Here is an 18,164-nt window from a genome sequence, read left to right as displayed (position 1 = left end):
ACGAACGGTTGCGCCTCAAAAACGTGTTCGTTTCCCGATTACCAGGCGACGGGCAGCGAAATCAGGCCACGCGCACGAAGTGCCCGACGGTGCCGCAAATCACCCCGCGGAACGTCGAGTCGCAGCCCCGGAAAGCGGGCGAGCAGCGCCTCCAGAGCGGTGACGGCTTCCAGGCGGGCCAGCGGGGCGCCGAGGCAGTAGTGGATGCCGTGACCCAGCGCGAGGTGCCCGGAGAGGTCCCTGCCGCGGTCGAAGGCGTCGGCGTCGGGGAAACGGGCGGCGTCGCGGTTCGCGGACGCGATCGCCAGCAGCACGCTCTCCCCCGCCGGGATCCGTACGCCCCCGATTTCCACGTCCTCCTTGGGGAAGCGCCGGATCGCCAGCGGAGCGGGGCCGTCGTAGCGCAGGAACTCCTCGACCGCGGCGGGCAGTTCGGCTGGATCTCGCCGCAACATACGAAGTTGTTCGGGGTGGTCGAGCAGGGTGAGCACGGCATTTCCGATGAGGTGGACGGTGTTCTCGTATCCGCCGAAGAGGATGAGGAAGGCGAGCGAGGTCAGTTCGTCCTCGGTGAGCCGATCGCCGCCCCGTCCTCCGTCCGTCTCGTCGCGCACCGCGATCAGATCCGAGAGCAAATCGTCGCCCGGCTCCGCGCGCTTGGCCGCGATCAGGCCGGTGTAGAACTCCAGCATCGCCCCGATCGCCTGCTTCATCAGTTCCGGCCGGGCCGGGTCCGGGGTGATGAGCCGGTCCGTCCACGCCCGGAAGTCGCGGCGGTCGCGCTGCGGGACGCCGAGCAGATCGCAGATCACGGTGATCGGCAGCGGCCCCGCGTAGTCGGCGATCAGGTCCGCCGGACCGCCGCGCTCCTCCATCGCGTCCAACAGCCCCTCGGCGACCCGCCGTACAGGCTCGCGCAGCGCCTCGACCCGGCCCGGGGTGAAGGCCTTGACCACCAGGCGGCGGATCCGGGTGTGGTCCGGCGGATCCATGTTGAGCAGATTGGCGTCCAGCGCGGGCGGCAGCGCGAAGCCGCGGAAGCCGCCTGGGGCCGCATGCCGCTTGTCCAATGAGAGCCGCGGATCGGCGAGCGCACTGCGGACGTCCTCGTAACGGGTCACCAGCCAGGCGGGGTTCCCGTCCGCACCGGTGATCCGGTGCACCGGCCCGGCTTCGCGCAGCGCGGCGTAGGCGGCATACGGATCGTCGAGCAGGGGCGTGATGTCCAGGGGGGCGTCGGGGCCGGTCTCGGCGGATTTCTGCATGATCCCGACTCTAGGTGCCCATACGGCGAGGCTCGGGTGCTTGGCGCCAACAGGCGGCGTAGGGGGGCGGCACCGGTCCTCGCGGACCGGTGCCTCCTCCGTCGTGCCGGGCGGCCCGGACCCCCGTGCCGGGCCACCCCGTCTGTGGCGGCGTCAGCCGCGCGCCATCGCGCTTCGCTGACGCAACTCGGTCAGCACGGTCTCGATCAGCGGCGAGTGGTAGACGTCCGCGACCAGCGCCAAGTGCTCGTACTCCGCGGCCAGTTCGGCCTGCTCGGAGCCGGTGACGACCACCACGCTGTCGGCGCCGTGGGCGGGGACGTGGCCGACCGCGCGGTTCTCCAGGCCGCGGCGGAGCGCGGCGGCCTCGGCGACGGCCGCCAGCTGCCGGTCGTCCAGCGCGACCGCACGGGCCCGTTCGCGGGCGATGTCGACGGCGTCGGACTCCACATGGCGGCGGATTCCGCGCTGGACGTCCCGTATCTCGGCCATCTGCCGGTTGGCCCGCCACTCCAGATCGGCGAACGGCCAGCGCACCGACCACGCCCGGGGTTCCATCGTGACCTCCGGCGTCTGGGCGGTGACGGTCCGCCAGAGCGGCGAGAGGCGGCGCAGCCGGCGCCAGGCGGCGACCCGGGGGCCGGCGGCCGGCAGCGCGAAGCCGGCCAGCACCAGGATCGCCGCGACCGACGCGCTCAGCGGCGCCACCCCGTTGGAGAGCCAGAGCGCGGGGTGGCCCGTCCAGGACAGGAAAAAGCCGACGACCTTGCAGGCGCAGTAGAGCAGGCCCAACCAGCAGCCCGCGGCCAGCACCCGCAGGCCGCGCGCCAGATGCGTACCGCCGAGCCGGGCGGCGTAGCGGGGGCAGAGCGTCCCCAGGCCCGCCAGGCTCGATCCGAAGACGGCCAGATAGAGCACCAGGAACAGCATGACTCCCGGGGAGTCGGTGTAGGCGGTGCTGAAGTCCCGGGGGTGCTCGACGGCGTCGGGTCGGCCGACGGCGAAGCCGGTGACGGCCACCGCCCACAGCGCGGCCACACCGCCGACGGTGGCGCGCGCCCTGACCCGGGCGCGGGCGCGCGCCTCGGCGCCCTCGCCCGCGGTCCAGCGCAGCAGCAGCACCAAGGCGCCCGCGGCGAACACCACGACGGAGGAGTAGAGGAAGACCATCGCGAGGTTGGCCACGCCGACCATCCGGTCGAAGGCGCGGTAGAGGCTCGGCGCGGAGAAGAGGAAGACCGTCGCCACACCTCCGGTCATCACACAGGCCAGTCCCAGGTCCGCGTTGCCGCGGTCGCGGAACCAGGCGACGGACTTGTATCCGACGATCACCCAGGCGGCCAGCCCGAACGACAGATAGATGACGTCAAACACGTCGGCCCCCGTCCTTGGGCGCGCCCGCGGCGGCGCCGGCGGTGTCCGCGCCGCCTGCGGTTACGTCCTGTTCCCGCCGGATGTGCTGCAGGGCCGGTCCGAGCGCCGCCGCCAGCTCGGCCGCCGGTCCCTCCAGGGGGAGTTCCTGGTCGGCCGCGGACGGCGCCACCCGCTCCATCAGGAGCGTGCCGAGCACCTCCGTCTCCCGCTCGGCGAGGTTGTCGTAGCCGTGGTGCCGGGCCAGGCCCGTCGTCAGACCCATCCGCCGGAGGGCGGTGGTGACGTCGACGGACGGCGTCCACACCTTCAGCGCGTCCTCGGTGACGACCGGGTCCTGGGCGTGCCCCAGCAGGAGGTGGCCCAGCTCGTGCAGCACGATGTGGGCCTGGTGCCAGGGCGAGGTCTGGAGCTCGTAGAAGATCCAGTAGCCGTCGTCGGTGACGGCCGTCATGCCCGAGACCACACCGCCCAGGCTCATCGGCACCAGATGGACGGGCCGCTCCACCCGCGCGGCGACCAGGTCGCACATCCCGCGCAGATCGGTCGCGGCGGGCAGCGCCAGCCCCTTGATGAGCCGCTTGCACCGCCTGCGTATCTGGCCCACTCGCATGCTCGTCCCGTCCTCGTGTCCGGTCCGCTCCCAAGACGAGAAGATCTGGTCGCGTTCCGCGGTCCGTATCGCATCACTCACCGCGCCGGTCACCACCCTGCTCCGGCGGGTCGGCCGGCAGATTCATCTGCTGCCGGAACTGGGAGATGATCGTCGTCAGACTGTCCTGCACCTCCGGAGGCAGCCCGACGGAGCGCAGCGCGATGGCCCGCACCCGCCGATCCCGCATCGCGGCGAGGAAGCGGACCTCCTCCTCCACCCGCGCGGCCTGCGGCTGCGAGAGGTCTCCCAGCAGATAACCGACCGGCACGGCAAAGAACTTGGCGAGCGCTCGCAGCAGCTCCGGGCTCGGATTGGCCCGCCGGCCGTTGCGCAGCATCGACAGATACTGCTCGGTGACCGTGACCCCGCCGTACTCCTCCACCCCGCCGCTGATCTCGTCGGCCACGAAGGCGTTGGTATACGGGGCCCCCGGCGGATGCATGTTCGCGAAGAGGTGATTGAGCCGCTCCGCGAGTGCACCGCCCGCCCCCTCGGACCGGCCCTCGCCCCCCACGCCCATGCTGACCGTCCCCAATCGATCGGGCCCAACGCACAGTTAAGGCCGCCCCCGTTGTGTTGCGCATCCTGTCATGCAACGAACGCGCCGCACCAGTCCACTTACGGACAGTGAGGCCCACCGGGCTTAACGGGGAGTTGAGTGAGGGCGCAAGCACCCGGCGCCGGACCCGCGCCGGCCGCGCACAGCCGGGGAGAGCAAGGAGAACGAAGAGGGCGCAGAGAGCGCGGAGAGTGCGGCGAGTGCGGCGAGCGCGGAGAACCGGGAGGCCGGGGAGGCGGAGGAGCGCGGCGAGAGCGCGGCGAGAGCGCGGCGAGAGCGCGGCGAGAGCGCGAAAAAGCCGCCTCCTCTTCCGAGAAGACGGCTTCCGACCTGCGAAAAGTCGCTGGTCGGGACGACAGGATTTGAACCTGCGACCCCTTGACCCCCAGTCAAGTGCGCTACCAAGCTGCGCCACGTCCCGATGCCCGTTCCGGCCGGGATGTCCCGGCTGACCGCGCACGAGAACAATACCGCATGTCAGAGGGTGGGTGCTGCCATGTTCCGGCCCCGTGGCGCGGGCGGCCCGGCGGGCAGGATGAGTACCCGTACTCATGCGCCGGTGTCACCGCGCCGCCACGCTACGCGCATGACTACTCCATCGATTCAGCGGCCGACGACGACGGCCTTCTTCGTGCAGGCCGCGATCTCCTTCGGGCTGTCGCTGGCGGCGCTGGTGATCGGGATCATCAAGCTGCCGGTGGGTCCGTGGGAGCGCGGATTCCTCGCCATCGGCCTGGTCTTCGTGGTGTCGTCGGCCTTCACTCTGGCCAAGTGCGTACGCGACCGCCAGGAGGTGGAGGAGGTGACGAACCGGGTGGACAAGGCCCGGATCGACAAGCTCCTGATCGAGCAGGACGTCTTCAAGCCGGGACAGGTCTGATTCCGGCCATACCGGACCGCGGGCCTCCGGGTCGGCGGTCCGACGCTTGACCTCAAGCGCGCTTGAGGTTGCACGCTCAACGACATGACGAACACGACGACGAAAGCGCCGGCCGCACCGGCACCGAAGATCGACTTCGACGAACTGCCCCGTCTGATGAGCCTCATGACGGGCGATGAGAAGCACGGCCCGGCGGCCACCTCCACGCTCGACGCCCTCTGGGTCCTCTACGACCGCGTTCTGCGGGTCTCCCCCGCCACCGCCGCGGACCCCGGGCGGGACCGCTTTCTGCTCTCGAAGGGCCACGGGCCGATGGCCTACTACGCGGTGCTGGCCGCCAAGGGCTTCTTCCCCGTGGACCTGCTGCCGGGCTTCGGCTCGTACGACTCCCCGCTCGGCCACCACCCCGACCGGCTGCTGGTGCCCGGGGCCGAGATCGGCAGCGGATCGCTGGGGCACGGTCTGCCGCTGTCCGTCGGCACCGCGCTCGGGCTGCGGGCGCAGGGCCTGACCGAGCCGGCCGTATGGGTGCTGATCGGCGACGCCGAACTGGACGAGGGCAGCAACCACGAGGCGGTGGCCTACGCGGGCGCCGCGGGCCTGGACCGGCTGCACACGCTGGTCATCGACAACTCCTCCGCCACACACGGGTGGCGCGGCGGTATCGCCTCCCGCTTCGAGGCCGCCGGCTGGTCCGCGGCCACGGTCGACGGCCGCGACCACGAGGCGCTCCACGCGGCCTTCAGCGCACCGCATCCGGGCCGTCCGCGCGCGGTGGTCGCCCGTGTGGAGCGCAAGGGCGCCTGACCGCCCGCCCGGCTCCGCGCCCGGGCGCCATGACACCGATCAGGACTTCGAGAGGAATTCAGTGATGGACACCATGCGTGAGCGTTTCACCTCGGTCACCTCGCGGCTGCTGGACGAGGATCCGCGGCTGGCGGTCGTACTCGCCGACATCAGCGCGGACCGCTTCGCCGGGGCGGCCGAGCGGCATCCGGACCGGGTGGTGAACGTCGGCATCCGGGAGCAGTTGCTGGTCGGGGTGGGCGGCGGGCTGGCGCTCACCGGGCTGCGCCCGATCCTGCACACCTTCGCCAGCTTCCTGGTGGAGCGCCCCTTCGAGCAGGTCAAGCTGGACTTCGGCCACCAGGGCGTGGGCGGCGTACTGGTGAGCGCCGGCGCCTCCTACGACTGGCCGAGCGGCGGCTTCACCCATATGGCGCCCGGCGATGTGGCGCTGCTCGACACGCTCGACGGCTGGACCGTGCATGTGCCCGGGCATCCGGACGAGGCCGAGACGCTGCTGCGGCACGCCGCGGCGGCCGGTGACGACAAGGTCTACGTACGACTGTCCCTGCAGGTCAACGATGCGCCGCGGCCCGTGGACGGGACCGGGTTCCACACCGTTCGACAGGGGCGCCGCGGGGTGGTGGTCGCCGTCGGCCCGATGCTGGACAACGTGCTCGCGGCGACCGAGGGGCTGGATGTGACCGTGCTGTACGCGACGACCGTGCGGCCCTTCGACGCCGCGTCGCTGCGCGCCGCGACCGGGGCGGCCAACGCCTCCGACGTGGTGGTCGTGGAGCCGTACCTGGCGGGGACCTCGACGCGCTTCGCCAATGACGCGCTGGCGGACCGGGCGCACCGGGTGCTCGGCCTCGGCGTCGGCCGCCAGGAGCTGCGCCGCTACGGACAGCTCGACGAGCACCTGGCGGCGCACGGCCTGGACCCGCACGGCCTGCGCGAGCGGATCGCCGGGTTCCTGCGGGGGCGTTCCTGACCGTGCCGCGGGGCGCCGGCAGCGGGCCCCGCCGTGCTCCGCGCCCGGTTCAGACGTGCTTGCCGAGCCAGGACGCCAGGTCGTCGTGCACCTCGTCGCGATTGGTCTCGTTCAGGATCTCGTGGCGGGCGTCGGGGTACGCCTTCCAGGTCAGATCGCGGGTGCCCAGGTAGCGGAAGTCCTCCAGGAGTTCATGGACCAGTGTCATCCCCTGGTGGCAGGGGTCGAGGTCGCCGACGGCGACATGGACGGGCAGTCCCCGCGGGATGCGGGCGAGGTTGGCCGGGTCGTTCACCTTGCGGATGGCGCGTACCCAGTCCAGGGCGAGCCCGGCGCAGAACGGGAAGCCGCAGTCCTCGTCGGCGGCGTAGGCGTCCACCTCGGCCGGGTCGCGGGAGAGCCACTCGAAGCCGGTGCGGTGGGGGAAGGCGTCGTTGAAGGAGCTGAAGTTGCGCGGGATGAAGTCGGAGAGGTCGGCGCGGCCGCGGGCGGCGACCTCCGCCTCCAGCTCCGTGACGGCGCCGTCGATGTCCAGGCCGGGCAGGGTGCGGAAGGTACCGGTGAGGATCAGGCCGGCGAGGTCGGCACCGTACTCCTGGGCGTAGTCGCGGGCCAGCATCGCACCCATGCTGTGGCCGAGCAGGACAAGGGGGGTGCCGGGGTGGGCGGCGGCCGCGTGGTCGCCGATGCCCTTCAGGTCGGTGACGATGGCGCGCCAGGCGTCCGCGCCGACCACACCGCGGCCCCCGGTGGAGGCGGCGGTGGCACCGTGGCCCCGGTGGTCGGAGGCGATGACGCCATAGCCGAGACCGGTCAGGAAGCGGGCGAAGCGGTCATAGCGCCGACCGTGCTCCGCCGCGCCGTGGGCGATCTGGACGAGGGCGCGCGGATGCCCGGACTCCGGGAGCCAGGTGTAGGTGGCGATCCGCGCACCGTCCGTCGCCTGGTGGAAGTCCTGCTGCATGGCCTGCATGGCGTCCTCTCCTGACTGCCGGGGTGGTGGCTGACGAGTCGTCGGCGCCCACTCTTGCGCTCCGGGCGGCGGTGCGCCATGGGGCGCGCGTAACGGAGTTGACCACTGAGCCGCGCGGCGTGACACGATCAGCCGGTTCTTTCCTGGCACCAGTGACGCAACCGCCTGACACAGGAGGACCGTTGGACACCACGGACCGTTGCGAGAACTCCCCCGAACCGCCCGGCGCCCCCCTTCCGACCGCGCCCCCTCGCCCCTGGCCGCTCTCCCGCCGCAGATTTCTGCAGGGCACCGCCTCGGCCGCCGCCGCGGCGGGCCTCGCCGGTGTCGCCGCCCCCACCGCCGCGGCGAGCGACGCCGGCGCCCGGGGCGCCGTACTGTCCTTCACGGCCGCCACCAACGGCGCGGCCTCCCTCGCACCGGCCGGCGACCGGCTGATCGCCGAGATCCAGAACGTGCTGTGGTCGCTGCCGCGGGCCGGCGGCGACGCGGTGGCGCTGACCCCGCCCGACCTGGAGCCCACCCGTCCGGTGCACTCCCCCGACGGCCGCCGGATCGCCCTGTGCGCCTATCACGGCGGCAACTTCCATCTGTGGACGCTCGCCACCGACGGCTCCGGACTCCGGCAGCTGACCGACGGCCCGTGGGACGACCGCGGTCCCGCCTGGTCCCCGGACGGGACCCGGATCGCCTTCGCCTCGGAGCGGGGCGGCGACGCGGTGGCCGGCAGCGCCTACCGGCTGTGGGTGCTGGAGGTGAAGACCGGGCGGCTGACCCGGGTGACCGGACTGCCCGGCCAGGAAGGCCCGCATCAGGACGGCGCCTGGGAGGACTTCGACCCGTGCTGGTCGCCGGACGGCTCGCGGATCTTCTTCGTACGGGGTCGGGTGGCGGGCGCGGCGCTGGCCTGCCATGAGGTCGTCTCGGTGCCCGCCGACGGCGGTGGCCCGGTGCGCATCGAGCACACCGACGCCTCGGCCGCCCAGGTGATGGTGCCGGCGCTGTCCCCCGCCGGCCGGCTCGCCTATCTGCGGACCACGGACTATCCGGGGCCGACCTGTGCGCTGGTGGTGGACGGTGCGCCGGTGGCGGTCGACGGCGATGTGGAGCCGGTGCCGCCGCGCTGGGTCTCACGCGATGAGCTGCTGCTGACGGTCGGCGGGCAGTTCCGGATCGTCCGGCCCGATGCCCCGCAGCGGGCCGAGACCATCCCGTTCACCGCGCGGATGCCGCTGGACCGCCCCGGCTACCGTGTCAAGGACTACGGCTTCGAGCGGACGGCCTCCGGCCCGGCGCGCGGGGTGCATCTGCCGGCGCTCTCCCCCGACGGCCGCAAGGTAGCCTTCGCCGCCCTCAACTCGCTGTGGGTGGCGCCCACTTCGGGCGGCGGCGCACCGCGCCGGATCGTCCGGGCCGACGCCACCCGCTACGTCCTGGCGCCGAGCTGGTCCCGCGACGGGCGGGCGCTGCTGTACGCCGACGACCGGGACGGGCTGTTCGCGGTGCGCCGCCGGGATCTGGCCTCCGGCGAGGAGACGGTGCTGGCCACCGGGGGCCGGGTGCAGCCGGCGCTGTCCCCGGACGGCGGGCGGCTGGCCGCGCTCGACATGAGCGGAAACCTCGTCTTACACACCCTGTCCGACGGCGGGGAGCGGGTGCTGGCGGCGCCGATGGGCGCCGGCGGGCTGCCCGGCCGGCCCAGTTGGTCTCCGGACGGCCGCTATCTGGCCTACTGCGACCGCAACCGCCTCAACCGCCGTTTCCGCGAGGGCTACAACGTCATCCGGGTCGTGGACACCGAGACCGGCAAGGACCGGCTGTTCGCGCTCGCCGAGCATGTCTCGATCTCCGACCGCTACGACTCGGGGCCCGTGTGGTCGCCCGACGGCCGCTGGATGGCGGTGATCGCCGAGTCCGCACTGTGGGTGCTGCCGGTGCGGCCCGACGGGGCGCCGGACGGGGCGCCGCGGCGGCTGACCGACGAGAGCGCCGACCATCCGTCGTGGTCCGGCGACTCCGGCACGCTGCTGTACCTCTCGGCGGGCGGGCTGCGGCTGATCCCGGTGTCCGGCGGCCCGGCCCGGAGTGTCCCGCTCGCCCTCACCCACCGGCCGTCGCGCGCCAGGGACACCGTCGTCCACGCGGGCCGGTTCTGGGACGGCACCGGCGACACCGTGCACGAGGACGTCGATGTGGTGGTGCGGGACGGGCGGATCACCTCCGTGGAGCCGCACCGCCCGCACCGGTCCGGCGCGGCCCGCCGGGTGGATGCCTCCGCACGGACCGTGCTGCCCGGCCTGTGGGACGCGCACACCCACCCCTGGCAGACGACGTACGGCGGCCGGCAGACCGCACTGCAACTGGCGTACGGCATCACCACCACCGTCTCCTGCGGCGGCTTCTCCTATGAACAGGTGCGCATCCGGGAGGCGGTGGCCGCCGGTGCGCTCGCCGGCCCGCGGCTGCTGACCTGCGGGGAGCTGCTCGACGGCGGGCGGGTCGCCTACAGCATGGGGCGGGCGCACCGCACCCGGGCGGGGCTGCGCCGGTCGCTGGCCCGCGGTGCCGCGCTGGACTGGGACTTCGTCAAGACGTACGTCCGGGCGCCGGGCTGGGTGATGGAGGAGGCCGCTCGCTTCGCCCATGACCGGCTCGGGGTCCGCTCCGGTAGCCATCTGCTCACCCCGGGCGTCCACCTGGGCCAGGACCTGACCACCCATCTGCAGGCCACCCAACGTCTGGAGTTCGGGCATGCGGTGTCCCGCTCGGGGCACGCCTACCAGGACGTCGAGGAGGTCTACGCCAAGGGCGACTTCCACCTCCTCGCGACCCCGTTCTCGGCCGAGGCGCTGCTCGGTGACGATCCGGCGCTGGCCGACGATGTGCGGGTCGCGCGGCTGATGCCGCCCTGGGACTCCGCGCTCGTGCGGGAGAACGCCGGGCAGCGCCCCACTGCGGCGCAGCTGGCCGACATCGAGACCGAGGTCGGCGTCTACCGGCGGGTGCTGAGCGGCGGCGGACTGGTCGCACTGGGTACCGACCAGCCGCTGACGCCGGTGGGGCTGGGCCTGCATCTGTGCCTGCGGGCGCTGCACCGGGGCGGCCTGAGCGTGAGTCAGACGCTGCGCACCGCGACCGCGCTGCCCGCCCGGGTGTTCGGCGCCGAGCGGGATCTGGGCACGCTGGAGGTCGGCAAGCTCGGCGATATGACGCTGGTGGACGGCGATCCGTTCAGCGATTTCGACTCGCTGGTGCGGACCTCGGGGGTGCTGCGCGGCGGTCGGCTGTTCGAGCAGCGGGAGCTGGTCGGCTCCTTCCCCGCGCCCGCCGCCCGCACCCTGCGGTCGTCCGTGGCGGACTGGCTGGAGGTGGGCCGGCAGCAGCGCCGTGAGTCCTGCTGCGACCACGGGCACTGACGCCCACCGCCCGGCGGTCGGGGTGGTGTGGGGTGGCGCGGTTCCGGGGCCCTGGGAACCGCGCCACGCCATTCATCGGACCGGGGTGGTGCGCCCGCGCTTCGCGCTCCAACTCCTGCCGTCAATGCGCCCAGTTGATGTTTTGTGCGGTCCGCAGCAGGTATGCCAACGGGTATTGCACACGAAGCGATAGATCACGTTCCGGAACGTTCACTGCGCACGGCACCGCCAGGGCGGTCCCAGGCGGGGTGCGACCAGCACGGGGAAGATCGCGGAGGAGGGCTCGTCTTGCATCGCTACTTCACCGACCAGCGGCATGAGGGACTCCGGCAGAAGGTGCGTGACTTCGCCGAGAGGGAGGTCCGCCCCCGGATCGCGGAGATGGAGGCGAGCCGTGCCGTCTGCCATGACCTCTCGCGGCTGATCGCCCGTCAGGGCTGGGTCGGCGCGACGGTGCACCGGGCGTACGGCGGAATGGGCGCCGGGCATGTCGCCAAGACCCTCATCATCGAGGAGCTCTCACGGGTCAGTGCCGCGATGGGTGCGATGGTGCAGGCGTCCCAGCTGGGCGTCGCGAAGATCGTCCACTTCGGCAGCGAGGAGCAGAAGAAGAACTGGCTGCCGGCCGTCGCCTCCGGGGACTGCCTGCCGACCATCGCCGTCACCGAACCGCAGTCCGGCGGCCACGTCCTGGGCATGGAGAGCACCGCGGTCCGCGACGGCGACGACTACCTCCTCAACGGCCGCAAGATCTACGTCGGCAACAGCCACGTCGGCGATCTGCACGGTGTCGTCGCGCGCACCGGCGAGGGCTCCAAGGGGCTGTCGGCGTTCCTCGTCGAGTCCGGCAGCCCCGGTTTCCGGGTCGCACCGCAGCAGCCCGCGATGGGCCTGCACGGCTTCAGCTTCGGCGAGCTGTGCTTCGACGACTGCCGGGTCCCGGCGGCGAATCTGCTGGGCCGGGAGGGCGACGGACTGTCCGTCGCGTACTCCTCCAGCGTCCTGTACGGACGGCCCAATCTGACCGCCGTCTCGCTGGGCATCCACCAGGCCGTACTGGACGAGACGACGACGTTCTGCGCGCAGCGCGAGCGCTACGGCAAACCGCTGGCCGACCTCGGCAACATCAAGCTCAAGCTCGGACGGATCCAGTCGCGGCTGCTGCTGGCCCGGCTGTCCGCGTACCACGCGGTGCACCTGCTGGACCAGGGGCTGCCGTGCGATGCGGAGCTGATGAACGCCAAGCTGGTCAATGTGGAGTCGGCGCTGGAGTCGGCGCGCGACGCGATGGACATCCATGCCGCGTGCGGGCTGTTCACCGACCGGCCCGTCGAGCGCTTCCTGCGCGACGCCCACCACATCTTCGCGCCGGCCGGCACCTCCGACGTCCAGTTGCTGCGCCTGGGCGAGATCGCGCTGGGCCAGACGAAGGGCGAGTGGTCCGCCCGGCTCGCGGAGCTGCTGCGGCTGGATCCGTCGGAGTGGCCGGAGGAGGACACCGTCAACGCCCCCGCGGACCCGGTCCCGGTCGAGGACGTCCAGGCCACGGTGCCGGAACAGCGCACCGGTCCGGCCCGGCAGCGCTCGTGGTTCGCCCGCCTGAGGTGAGCGGCCGGCCCTGCCCCGGGGCCGCGGCCCCGGGCCGGCCACCGCCCAGGGCACCGTGGCCGATCAGCCGGTGCCGCTCTGGCGCTGCTCCATGCGGTGGATCTGCTCGACGAGTTCGGCGGCCATCGCCTTGATGGTCGCCAGCCCCTCCCGCCCCCAGGGGCGCGGTTCGAGGTCCACGACACACACGGTGCCCAGCGTCATGCCCGTACGGTCGATCAGTGGCGCGCCCAGATAGGAGCGGATGCCGATCTCGTCGACGACGGGGTTGCCGGCGAACCGCGGATAGTCGCAGACGTCCTCCAGCACCAGCGCCTTGCGGCGGACGATGACATGCGGGCAGTAGCCGTGGTCGCGGTCCATCTCGCGGCCGGGCTGGGCGCTGGCGGGTGCCGGTCCCAGCTCGACGGCCTGGTCCTGGGCCGGCGTGTAGAGGCCGGCGAAGTACTGCCGGTGCTCGTCGATGAAGTTGACCATCGAGTACGGCGCCCGGGTGGTGCGGGCGAGCTTGCGCGCGAAGTCGTCGAACGCGGGCAGCGGGGAGTCGCCGATGCCCAGGGCGCGCAGCCGGGCCACCCGCGCCGGAGCCTCGTCGTCCTGGGGGGTGAGCAGCAGATGGCGCGTCGGGTCGTAGGAGACGTACGGGACGCGGGAGGCGGGGTGGTTCATGGCGGCTCCGGGGTCGCGGCGAGGGCGGGCGTGAGCAGATGCTGGACGAGCGATACCAGGACGCGGGTGGCCGAGCTGCACTGGCGGGCGTCGCAGAGCACGACGGGGGTGTCCGGGGCCAGGTCCATGGCGTTGCGGACCTCGTCCGGCTCGTAGAGGTAGGAGCCCTCGAACTCGTTGACGGCGACGATGAACCGGATGCCCCGCCGCTCGAAGAAGTCGACGGCGGCGAAGCACTGGTCCAGGCGGCGGGTGTCGGCGAGGACGACCGCGCCGAGCACACCGTTGGACAACTCGTCCCACATGAACCAGAAGCGCTGCTGCCCCGGCGTCCCGAAGAGATAGAGGATGTGCCGGGGACCGAGCGTGATCCGGCCGAAGTCCATGGCGACGGTCGTGGCCTGCTTCTGCTCGACGCCCGCCAGATCGTCGGTGCCGACGCTGATCTGGGTGAGGAGCTCCTCCGTGCTGAGCGGCTCGATCTCGCTGACCGCTCCGACGAACGTCGTCTTGCCGACCCCGAAGCCGCCCGCGACCAGGATCTTCAGGGCCGTCGGGAAGAGATCGGCCGAGGCGTCCGCCTGCCGGGTGTCACAGTCGTTTGCGAAGTCCATTCAGCACCGCCTCCAGCAGGGCTCGGTCGGTACGGGACGCGGGCCCGGCCGAAACGGCCGCGGGGGCCCGCGCGGTGAGCGCCCCGCAGTCGACGAGGTCGGCGAGGAGCACCTTGGTGACCACGGCGGGCAGCCGTATGTGGGCGGCGATCTCGGCGACCGAGACCGGCCCGCCGCACAGCCCCAGCACCTGGGCGTGTTCGGGGCCCTGCCCGGCGACGGGCCGCCGGCCGGTGGCCATCACCATGGTCAGCAGGTCGAAATGCGCCGTCGGACGGGTCCGGCCGTTGCTGATGGTGTACGGACGGACCAGCCGGCCCGCGGCGTCGTCGTACCACGCCTCCCCGCCCCGCTGCCGCCGACGCACGGCCGCGGTCAACGACCGCCCGCGGACGCCTGGTGGCGCGCGGGAGTGGCAAGGTACGGCCGGACGCTCTTGACCAGCATCGACATCTCGTAGCCCAGGACCGCCACATCGGCCTCGCGCCCGGCGAGCACCGCCAGGCAGGCGCCCGATCCGGCGGTGGAGACGAACAGGAACGACGACTCCAGCTCGACGACGACCTGAAGGACGTCGCCGCCCTCGCCGAAGCGGGCGCCGGCGCTGCGGGCGAGGGAGTACAGGCCGCAGGAGAGGGCCGCCATGTGGTCGGCGCTGTCGGGGTCGAAGCCGTGGGCGGCCTTGACCAGGCCGTCCGAGGAGAGCAGGAGGGCGCTGCGGGCGTGCGGCACGCGTTGGACGAGCCCGGTCAGCAGCCAGGACAGGTCGGTGTGCTGACTGCTCTGCAGCTGCGACTGCGCCTGCGCACGCACATCACTCATCATGGTTGCGGTCGTCTCCTCGGGAGCGGGCCATGTGGGCCTCGTGGTCATGGTCGTGGAGCGGGTCACCGCCGGCCGGGACGCTGGTGTCGCCGCCGTGGGCCGGAGTGCCTCCGTCGTCGCCGGCGGGGCCGGCATGGCTGTCGTCGGCGAGGCTGAAGCCGCGCCGGAAGGCGGCCATCAGGCCGGGGTCGTGCTCGGGCTCGGGGCCCGTACGGCGCGCCGCGGACGGCAGGATCGGCTCGCCGCGCAGCTCGGGGACGAGGTGCGTCTGTCTGTGCCGCCTCGGCAGTCGGGGGCGGGCGCCGTTCTCCACGGAGGCGGGCGGCGCGGGCGGCAGCACGACCGGGCCGGGGTCGGCGGGGGTGCCGTGGGCGGCTTCGGGGCGGAGCGGTTCGGGGGTGGGTGCGTCGGGCACGGCGGCTTCGGGGCGGTGGGTGCCCGCCGCGTGGACCAGCCGGTGGCGGAGGGCGCCGGAGCCGGTGTCGGTGTCCGCACAGGCCTGGGCGGGAGCCGGCGCCCCAAGGTCGCCGTAGCCGCGCTGCGGGGTGCCGAGCGCGTCGTCGGGGGCGGGGGCGGGCGCGGGGATGGCCGCGGTCCGGGGGCCGTCGCCGCTGCGGTCGCGGGGTGCGTGACGGTCGTGTCCGGCGTCGTCCTCGGGGTCGTGGCCGCCGTCGTACCTGCCGTGCTCGCGGGCCGGGTCGGTGTCCGGGGACCCGATGCGCGGCGCGCCGGCACCGCCCGCCTCCCCGTCGGCGAAGTCCGCGCCGAGCAGTCCCTGCGGCAGGATCAGCACGGCCTGCACACCGCCGTAGATGTTGCTCTGCAGCCGGACGACGATGCCGTGCCGGCGGGCGAGCGAGGAGACCACGAAGAGCCCGATCCGGCCGTCGCTCAGCAGCTCGGCGACGTCGACGTGGTCGGGGTCGGCGAGCAGCGCGTTCATCCGCGTCTGCTCGTCCGCCGACATCCCCAGGCCGCGGTCCTCGACCTCGACCGCGAGGCCGGCGGTGACGAGCTGGGCGCGCAGCAGGACGGGGGTCTGCGGGGCCGAGTAGATCGTGGCGTTCTCGACGAGTTCGGCGAGCAGGTGGATGACGTCGGCGACGGCGTGCCCGCGCAGGGTGCCCTCGATCGGCGGCACCAGCTTGATCCTCGGGTACTGCTCGACCTCGGCGATCGAGGAGCGCAGTACCTCGGTCATGGAGACCGGGCGGCTCCACTGGCGGCGCGAGATGGCGCCGCCGAGGACGGCGAGGTTCTCGGCGTGCCGGCGGATGCGGGTGGCCAGGTGGTCGACGTGGAACAGGCCCTTGAGCAGATCGGGGTCCTCGACCTGGTTCTCCAGCTCGTCCAGCAGCTCGATCTCGCGGTGCACCAGGGACTGCAGCCGGCGGGCGAGGTTCACGAAGACCTCGACCTTCTGCTCGCTGCCGCTGGCGTTGCTGCGGGCGATGGCGACCGCGTCGACGACGGCGGACTCGGCGGCTCGGCCCGCGGCGGCCACTTCATGGGCGAGCAGGTCGAGGGTGTCGCCGGTGGGTACCAGGGCCGCCTCGGGGTCGCGGCGCTGGAGCCATTCGCCCTGGCGCACCCGGTCCAGCAGGTCGTACAGGTCGGACTGGCTGCGGGCGCAGACCTGGCGCAGTCGGACGTAGCGGGTGACCGTGGCGCGGGCCTCGGAGTTGGCGGCCGCGCTCGCGGTGAGCACGATGACGCAGACGATGGCCAGTCCGCCGGACAGCACCACCCACTCCCGGCTGGTGATCCGGGCACCGCCGGCCTGGACGACGAAGGCGGCGACGGCGGTGCAGACGACCGCGGTCAGCAGGCAGGGGACGGCGGTGAGCCGGACCAGACGGGACCGTATCGCCGAGTCGGCGGCCGACTCGGGGAAGGATGCGCGGCCGTGTCGTCCGCCCTCCCGTTCCCGCCGCCTGACGGCGGGAACGGGGGCTGCCCCCGGGGAATCCTGGGCCTCTGGGGACCTTGGAGCCTCCTGGGACGTCTGGGGCCCCTGGGGGAATGCGGTAGGCATGGACGCCCTCCGGATCGGCCGTCGGCAGTTCACGGAGCACGCACGCTAGTTGTTGCGGGGGTGGGGTTCGGACCTACTTCGGCGTTTCGCTACCCCGCGCCACCTCCCTGGGTGGGCGGGGCACGCACGCCCGTGCGAGCAGATCCGAACCCCCGTTCACAAAGAGGGAGTTGACGCCTCCGTGGACGCTTCTTCCGACGGTCCGGACGGTTGCGACAGTTCCAACGGCTCGCGGACGGCGCTCGCCGGTGCGACGCGCGCCGGGGGCCAACTCGGCCAGCCCTGAACCGGCGGCACGGCCACGGCTCGCCACCAGGGTTCCACGACCGGCTCGTCGGCCGGCTCGAACGGCTTGCCCGGTGGCGGTGCGGCCACCGTCGCGCCGTGCCGCCGCGCCGCCGCGACCGTGCGCTCCACGGGCTCGGACCAGGGGTGGGGCGCGAGGTTGAACGTGCCCCAGTGGATCGGCAGCAGCACCCCTTCCGGACTGCCGCCGGACAGGTCGGCGTGCGCCCGCAGTCCCTCCTCCGGGGTCATATGGATGTCCGGCCAGAAATCGCTGTACGCACCGATCTGGATCATCGTCGCGTCGAACGGGCCGTGTGCCGCGCCGATCTCGGCGAAGCCGGAGAAGTAGCCGGTGTCGCCGCTGTGGTAGATCCGGTGCTGGGGGCCGGCGACCACCCAGGAGGCCCACAGGGTGTGCTGCGGGCCGCGCAGGCCGCGGCCGCAGAAGTGCTGGGCGGGTGTGGCGGTGAGGGTCAGGCCGCCGATACGGGTCGCCTCGTGCCAGTCCAGCTCGGTGATCCGCTCCTCGGGGACGCCCCAGAACTCCAGGTCGGCGCCGATCCCGAGCGGGACGACGAAGGCCGCGCCGGTGCGCATCAGGCCCTGGATCGTCGACATGTCGAGATGGTCGTAGTGGTCGTGCGAGATCACCACGACGTCGACCGGGTCGAGCGCGTCCAGCTCGACGGGCACCGGGTGCATCCGCTTGGGGCCGGCCCAGGTGAAGGGCGAGCAGCGCTCTCCCCAGACCGGGTCGAAGAGCACCCGCCGCCCGTCTATCTCCGCCAGCACGCTCGAATGGCCCATCCAGGTGAGCCGCAGCCCGGAGGCGGGCGGCCGGCCCCAGTCCTCGGCGGTCGGGCGGTGCACCGGGATCCGGCCGACCGGCGCCCGGCGCAGCCGCCCCTCACGGCTCAGCTGCGTACGCGCCATCGGCAGCGCGGAGCCGTGGAGCAGCTGCCTGGTGGGCGCCGGATTGCGGAACTGTCCGTCCACGAACTGCGGTGATCTGCGCATCCTGGCCAGCCGCTCCCCCGTGGGCTCGGCGCCGAAGCTTGCGGGGCGCAGGGCGGAAAGTCGAGTGCGGCGGGGTCGGGAACCGGTCACGGCACCTCCATGGTTCGGGGCAGTCGCGAAGTGAACGGGCCGCGCGAGCGGCGGGTTCCGGCACACCGCGCCTCGGGGCCCCGCCGTGCGCTCTCCGCACCGCGAGACCCGGACTCAAC

General features: G+C 72.9%; 16 protein-coding genes and 1 tRNA gene. 5 read left to right on the top strand and 12 right to left on the bottom strand.

Annotation, left to right across the window (positions count from 1 at the left end):
- Positions 1 to 38 precede the first annotated feature (38 nt).
- The 5 genes from WAB15_RS33815 to WAB15_RS33795 form a co-directional block, all read right to left on the bottom strand.
- Positions 39 to 1,265 (bottom strand): cytochrome P450, encoded by a 1,227-nt coding sequence (locus WAB15_RS33815; RefSeq protein WP_399145115.1) that lies wholly within the window; start codon positions 1,263 to 1,265, stop codon positions 39 to 41.
- 153 nt (positions 1,266 to 1,418) lie between these two features.
- Positions 1,419 to 2,639 (bottom strand): MAB_1171c family putative transporter, encoded by a 1,221-nt coding sequence (locus WAB15_RS33810; protein WP_407288564.1) that lies wholly within the window; start codon positions 2,637 to 2,639, stop codon positions 1,419 to 1,421.
- Complete coding sequence (locus WAB15_RS33805) at positions 2,632 to 3,243, bottom strand: hypothetical protein (RefSeq protein ID WP_399145576.1); 612 nt, start codon at positions 3,241 to 3,243, stop codon at positions 2,632 to 2,634. Before WAB15_RS33805 ends, WAB15_RS33810 begins: the two co-directional genes overlap by 8 nt.
- Positions 3,244 to 3,322: 79 nt before the next feature.
- Entirely contained in the window at positions 3,323 to 3,697 is a 375-nt protein-coding gene (locus tag WAB15_RS33800; RefSeq protein ID WP_399145113.1) for a helix-turn-helix domain-containing protein, read from the bottom strand.
- A 497-nt stretch (positions 3,698 to 4,194) separates the two neighbouring features.
- Positions 4,195 to 4,271 (bottom strand) — tRNA-Pro (locus WAB15_RS33795).
- Between the two features lie 165 nt (positions 4,272 to 4,436).
- Here WAB15_RS33795 and WAB15_RS33790 point away from each other — a divergent pair.
- The 3 genes from WAB15_RS33790 (at position 4,437) to WAB15_RS33780 (ending at position 6,510) form a co-directional block, all read left to right on the top strand.
- Positions 4,437 to 4,730, top strand: coding sequence for a YiaA/YiaB family inner membrane protein (locus tag WAB15_RS33790; protein WP_393500240.1), 294 nt, complete (start codon positions 4,437 to 4,439; stop codon positions 4,728 to 4,730).
- 84 nt (positions 4,731 to 4,814) lie between these two features.
- On the top strand, positions 4,815 to 5,537 hold the full coding sequence (locus tag WAB15_RS33785) for a transketolase (RefSeq protein ID WP_399145111.1): 723 nt from the start codon (positions 4,815 to 4,817) through the stop codon (positions 5,535 to 5,537).
- Between the two features lie 64 nt (positions 5,538 to 5,601).
- The gene (locus tag WAB15_RS33780; protein WP_407288563.1) at positions 5,602 to 6,510 is read left to right on the top strand and encodes a transketolase family protein; all 909 of its coding nucleotides are present in this window, start codon (positions 5,602 to 5,604) and stop codon (positions 6,508 to 6,510) included.
- 49 nt (positions 6,511 to 6,559) lie between these two features.
- Here WAB15_RS33780 and WAB15_RS33775 read toward each other — a convergent pair whose 3' ends face one another.
- Positions 6,560 to 7,483, bottom strand: a complete 924-nt coding sequence (locus tag WAB15_RS33775; RefSeq protein ID WP_399145109.1) for an alpha/beta fold hydrolase — start codon at positions 7,481 to 7,483, stop codon at positions 6,560 to 6,562.
- A gap of 182 nt (positions 7,484 to 7,665) precedes the next feature.
- Between WAB15_RS33775 and WAB15_RS33770 the strand changes: the two genes are divergently transcribed.
- Entirely contained in the window at positions 7,666 to 10,899 is a 3,234-nt protein-coding gene (locus WAB15_RS33770; protein WP_407288562.1) for an amidohydrolase family protein, read from the top strand.
- Between the two features lie 288 nt (positions 10,900 to 11,187).
- Complete coding sequence (locus WAB15_RS33765) at positions 11,188 to 12,507, top strand: acyl-CoA dehydrogenase family protein (protein ID WP_399145106.1); 1,320 nt, start codon at positions 11,188 to 11,190, stop codon at positions 12,505 to 12,507.
- Between the two features lie 63 nt (positions 12,508 to 12,570).
- Here WAB15_RS33765 and WAB15_RS33760 read toward each other — a convergent pair whose 3' ends face one another.
- From WAB15_RS33760 to WAB15_RS33735, 6 genes are all read right to left on the bottom strand, one after another.
- Complete coding sequence (locus WAB15_RS33760) at positions 12,571 to 13,176, bottom strand: GAF domain-containing protein (RefSeq protein WP_399145105.1); 606 nt, start codon at positions 13,174 to 13,176, stop codon at positions 12,571 to 12,573.
- The gene (locus WAB15_RS33755; RefSeq protein ID WP_407288561.1) at positions 13,173 to 13,790 is read right to left on the bottom strand and encodes a GTP-binding protein; all 618 of its coding nucleotides are present in this window, start codon (positions 13,788 to 13,790) and stop codon (positions 13,173 to 13,175) included. Before WAB15_RS33755 ends, WAB15_RS33760 begins: the two co-directional genes overlap by 4 nt.
- Entirely contained in the window at positions 13,768 to 14,157 is a 390-nt protein-coding gene (locus WAB15_RS33750) for a DUF742 domain-containing protein (RefSeq protein ID WP_407288560.1), read from the bottom strand. Before WAB15_RS33750 ends, WAB15_RS33755 begins: the two co-directional genes overlap by 23 nt.
- Before the next feature lie 8 nt (positions 14,158 to 14,165).
- Positions 14,166 to 14,615 carry a roadblock/LC7 domain-containing protein gene (locus WAB15_RS33745; protein ID WP_399145102.1) on the bottom strand — a complete coding sequence of 150 codons (450 nt, stop codon included), beginning with the start codon at positions 14,613 to 14,615 and terminating at the stop codon, positions 14,166 to 14,168.
- Positions 14,605 to 16,650 (bottom strand): sensor histidine kinase, encoded by a 2,046-nt coding sequence (locus tag WAB15_RS33740; RefSeq protein ID WP_407288559.1) that lies wholly within the window; start codon positions 16,648 to 16,650, stop codon positions 14,605 to 14,607. The genes WAB15_RS33745 and WAB15_RS33740 overlap by 11 nt, the downstream gene beginning before the upstream one ends.
- 156 nt (positions 16,651 to 16,806) lie before the next feature.
- On the bottom strand, positions 16,807 to 18,045 hold the full coding sequence (locus tag WAB15_RS33735) for an MBL fold metallo-hydrolase (protein WP_407288558.1): 1,239 nt from the start codon (positions 18,043 to 18,045) through the stop codon (positions 16,807 to 16,809).
- Between the last annotated feature and the right edge of the window lie 119 nt (positions 18,046 to 18,164).

The sequence above is a fragment of the Streptomyces sirii genome (assembly GCF_045690365.1).
Lineage (GTDB): Bacteria > Actinomycetota > Actinomycetes > Streptomycetales > Streptomycetaceae > Streptomyces > Streptomyces sirii.
The sequence above is the reverse complement of the archived record's forward strand: the minus strand, read 5'-3'. Positions and strand labels throughout refer to the sequence as shown.

Bases quoted from the DNA above. Each gene is read 5' to 3' on its own strand.
- WAB15_RS33775 (WP_399145109.1), bottom strand. From the start codon at position 7,483: ATGCAGGCCATGCAGCAGGACTTCCACCAGGCGACGGACGGTGCGCGG.
- WAB15_RS33755 (WP_407288561.1), bottom strand. From the start codon at position 13,790: ATGGACTTCGCAAACGACTGTGACACCCGGCAGGCGGACGCCTCGGCC.
- WAB15_RS33785 (WP_399145111.1), top strand. From the start codon at position 4,815: ATGACGAACACGACGACGAAAGCGCCGGCCGCACCGGCACCGAAGATC.
- WAB15_RS33760 (WP_399145105.1), bottom strand. From the start codon at position 13,176: ATGAACCACCCCGCCTCCCGCGTCCCGTACGTCTCCTACGACCCGACG.
- WAB15_RS33780 (WP_407288563.1), top strand. From the start codon at position 5,602: ATGGACACCATGCGTGAGCGTTTCACCTCGGTCACCTCGCGGCTGCTG.
- WAB15_RS33740 (WP_407288559.1), bottom strand. From the start codon at position 16,650: ATGCCTACCGCATTCCCCCAGGGGCCCCAGACGTCCCAGGAGGCTCCA.
- WAB15_RS33790 (WP_393500240.1), top strand. From the start codon at position 4,437: ATGACTACTCCATCGATTCAGCGGCCGACGACGACGGCCTTCTTCGTG.
- WAB15_RS33815 (WP_399145115.1), bottom strand. From the start codon at position 1,265: ATGCAGAAATCCGCCGAGACCGGCCCCGACGCCCCCCTGGACATCACG.
- WAB15_RS33745 (WP_399145102.1), bottom strand. From the start codon at position 14,615: ATGATGAGTGATGTGCGTGCGCAGGCGCAGTCGCAGCTGCAGAGCAGT.